This window comes from Peribacillus sp. P4_C12 (genome assembly GCF_056402095.1).
In genome coordinates, this window is record NZ_JBFUIB010000499.1 from 1 (window position 1) to 2,612 (window position 2,612).

Consider the following 2,612-nt stretch of genomic DNA (forward strand, 5'->3'; position numbering starts at 1 on the left):
AAAAAACATTTAACATGTCCTGTATTTGAATTCGATTATCAACAAAATGTTGCACATTATATCCATTAAAAAGAGCCATGCTAGCCGTCGCTAAAGTTCTAGCATCTAATGGACTGCCAACAATACCTTCGTCCTTCAATTCTTGAAAAAAATGTGTAAGAAATGACCTCCATTCCTCCATTTGGAGAATTAGCCTTTCTTTAATTTGAGGCAATTCATTCGAAACCATACATCCTTGAAGAAGCATAGGAGAAGACCCTTTTTTATAAGACTCATTTACCAAACGCATAGAGTGTTCTTTAAATTTATTTAGCAAATCGCCATCTTTTTGATTCAGTGCTTCCTTTAAATCTTCAAAATAAAAATCTATACCTTCTTTTATCAACTTAAGCATAAATTCCTCTTTAGTCGAAAAGTGAGCATAGAAAGCACCTTTAGAATAACCAGCATGTTTTACAATTTGATTAATGCTTGTACTAGAATAGCCTTGCTTAGAAAACAATTCAATTCCTGATCGCATTAATTTGTTGATGGTTTCTTCTGATTGTTTTTGATGATGATTTAACATAAAAAMCCCCTTTTTTTAAAAAAACTGAATATTTCATTAATYGTAACACATTTCTAATCATATAATAAATTGATTAATACCRACTRGTTGGTATTAAAAAATAACACGTATAAAGGAGTTGGTTGTTMATGACATTAACTAGTCAGATTAAATATTTCGAACCTTAAAAGAAAAAATGAATTCGACTATATTTAACTGGTGTGTAATTTATAAATAGGGAGTGGTTGAAGTGAAAACGATTTACAGTCTCATGTKTACTGTTGCTGTTACCTTCTTAGCGATCTTCTCTTTTTCTAATGTATCTTTTGCGGCCGGGGAAAGTCAGTACGATTTGATTGATGGGAAACAGGTATCGACAAATGCAAATGATCCCAAAGTCAAACATATTTACTATACWGGGGACGAACAGGGGAATGAAGTTCGTTTAGGGTTTACAACACAGCAAAAAGTAGATGATTATATCAAAAATGAAAAGAAAGTAGAGAAAGAATCGATTGTATCCAGTAACTTTGAAACTTTGGGATCTGGGWCTTGTTGTACTGATTTTTATACAGGTGATAATAAAAGTGGATCGTACCGTTCTCTCAGGGTAGGATATGCTAWCWCTGATATTMCTTATTSGTGGGGAAGATCTTGGAATGACGYTATATCCTCAATCAGTACAGCTAGTAMAGGAWCAACTTACTTGTATCAACATRMGWATTCARGTGGAGGCTATATTAGGTTTAACAACGCTTACTATTGGGGAAAAACAATAAACTTATCAAAGTATAAATTTAGCAATGGTGTTTCGGCAAATAATAATGCATCTTCCCTATTGGTTATATAAAGCCACAAAGGATATTGCGATGCTGCAACGGATTCTGCATCATTCTCATCCATCCGTTACCCTGCGTTATATCGGCATTACGGAAGAAGAAACGAACAACGCATTGAAACATTTTAGCGTTTTTTACTAATTCAACTTCTTTATTTTCTTTAAGGGGTCCAGACAGCAAAACGCGGTAAACGTACGCTAAGAGTTGTGTTGCATTAATTTTTTTGTATTTCAGGTAAATTGTGTTGCGTAAAAGCGATAAATGGCACTTTTTCAGCTATTTAATGCAACATAATTGTATTTATGTTGTATAGAATGAACAGCCTTAGCGTATAAAAAAGCCTTTGTTTTAGGTATTTTAATCCTTAGCGTACGAAATCCGCGTTTTGCTGGCGGTACCCCTTATAGAACTAACGCACCCGTTAGTTCATTAAGAATAGGTTTTCGTTGTCAGTCCTTTGAAATCAGAAACCATCTGAAGGAATTTTTCTTTCTCTTCTAAATACGGTACGTGATTACTTTTTTCAAAAATATAAAGTTTGGAATTTTTTAAACCTGCATTTATTTCTTCAGAAAAAACAAGAGGACATTGGGCATCGTATCTTCCACAATAAACAATGGTCGGGATAGTAACCTGATACAGTTCATTTTGAATGTCGTAGTTTGGCAAGTCATTAAAGGAATAATAATCTAGCCTTTTTTGTACAACTTTTCCACTGCTCGGTTTCTTAAAATATTCATCCCATCTTTCTATGTTATATAAAGACATATTAGTCCATTCTCTGTTAGCATTTCTTCGCTCTTCAGTGGTAGAGTCAGGAGATTTTAATACGGCAAAAATCTTTTTTAGTTTTTTATTTAGTGGACTACGAGGACTATAAATACTGCCTTCGTGTTCCATATATCTTTTAGTAGCAGTTGCTCCTCCAACTAATAGTTTTGTCAGAGATTTTGGAAACATTGTTGCATAAATTAAACCAAGCATTCCTCCAGTTGAATGCCCTGCAAAGCACCATTTATTATAATTTAAAGCTTCTCTAATAGCCTCTAAATCCTTAGAGGTTTCCTTCATACTTAATTCCTCTTCTATACCTGCTTTGCAAGAGTTTCCTGCTTCTTTTAAGTTTATTAGATAAACTTTGAATTGACTTACAAAAGTGTCGGCGAAATAATAACCTAATTCATTAAACTCACTATATAAATGGGTAATACACACTGGTTCTCCTT

At 33.6% G+C, this 2,612-nt stretch carries 3 protein-coding genes; 1 reads left to right on the forward strand and 2 read right to left on the reverse strand.

Annotated features, from left to right (window positions below):
- Positions 1-568, reverse strand: a 568-nt coding sequence (locus AC1DUW_RS25505) for a TetR/AcrR family transcriptional regulator (RefSeq protein ID WP_477643789.1), incomplete at its 3' end; no start/stop codon positions are given.
- 782 nt (positions 569-1,350) lie between these two features.
- Between AC1DUW_RS25505 and AC1DUW_RS25510 the strand changes: the two genes are divergently transcribed.
- Entirely contained in the window at positions 1,351-1,527 is a 177-nt protein-coding gene (locus AC1DUW_RS25510; RefSeq protein ID WP_477643790.1) for a hypothetical protein, read from the forward strand.
- A gap of 288 nt (positions 1,528-1,815) precedes the next feature.
- On the opposite strand, the gene AC1DUW_RS25515 is transcribed toward AC1DUW_RS25510, so the two are convergent.
- Positions 1,816-2,612, reverse strand: a 797-nt coding sequence (locus tag AC1DUW_RS25515; protein ID WP_477643791.1) for an alpha/beta fold hydrolase, incomplete at its 5' end; no start/stop codon positions are given.

What these genes read in the sequence shown, in the direction of transcription:
- AC1DUW_RS25510 (WP_477643790.1), top strand. Translation starts at nt 1,351, where the DNA reads ATGGTGTTTCGGCAAATAATAATGCATCTTCCCTATTGGTTATATAAA.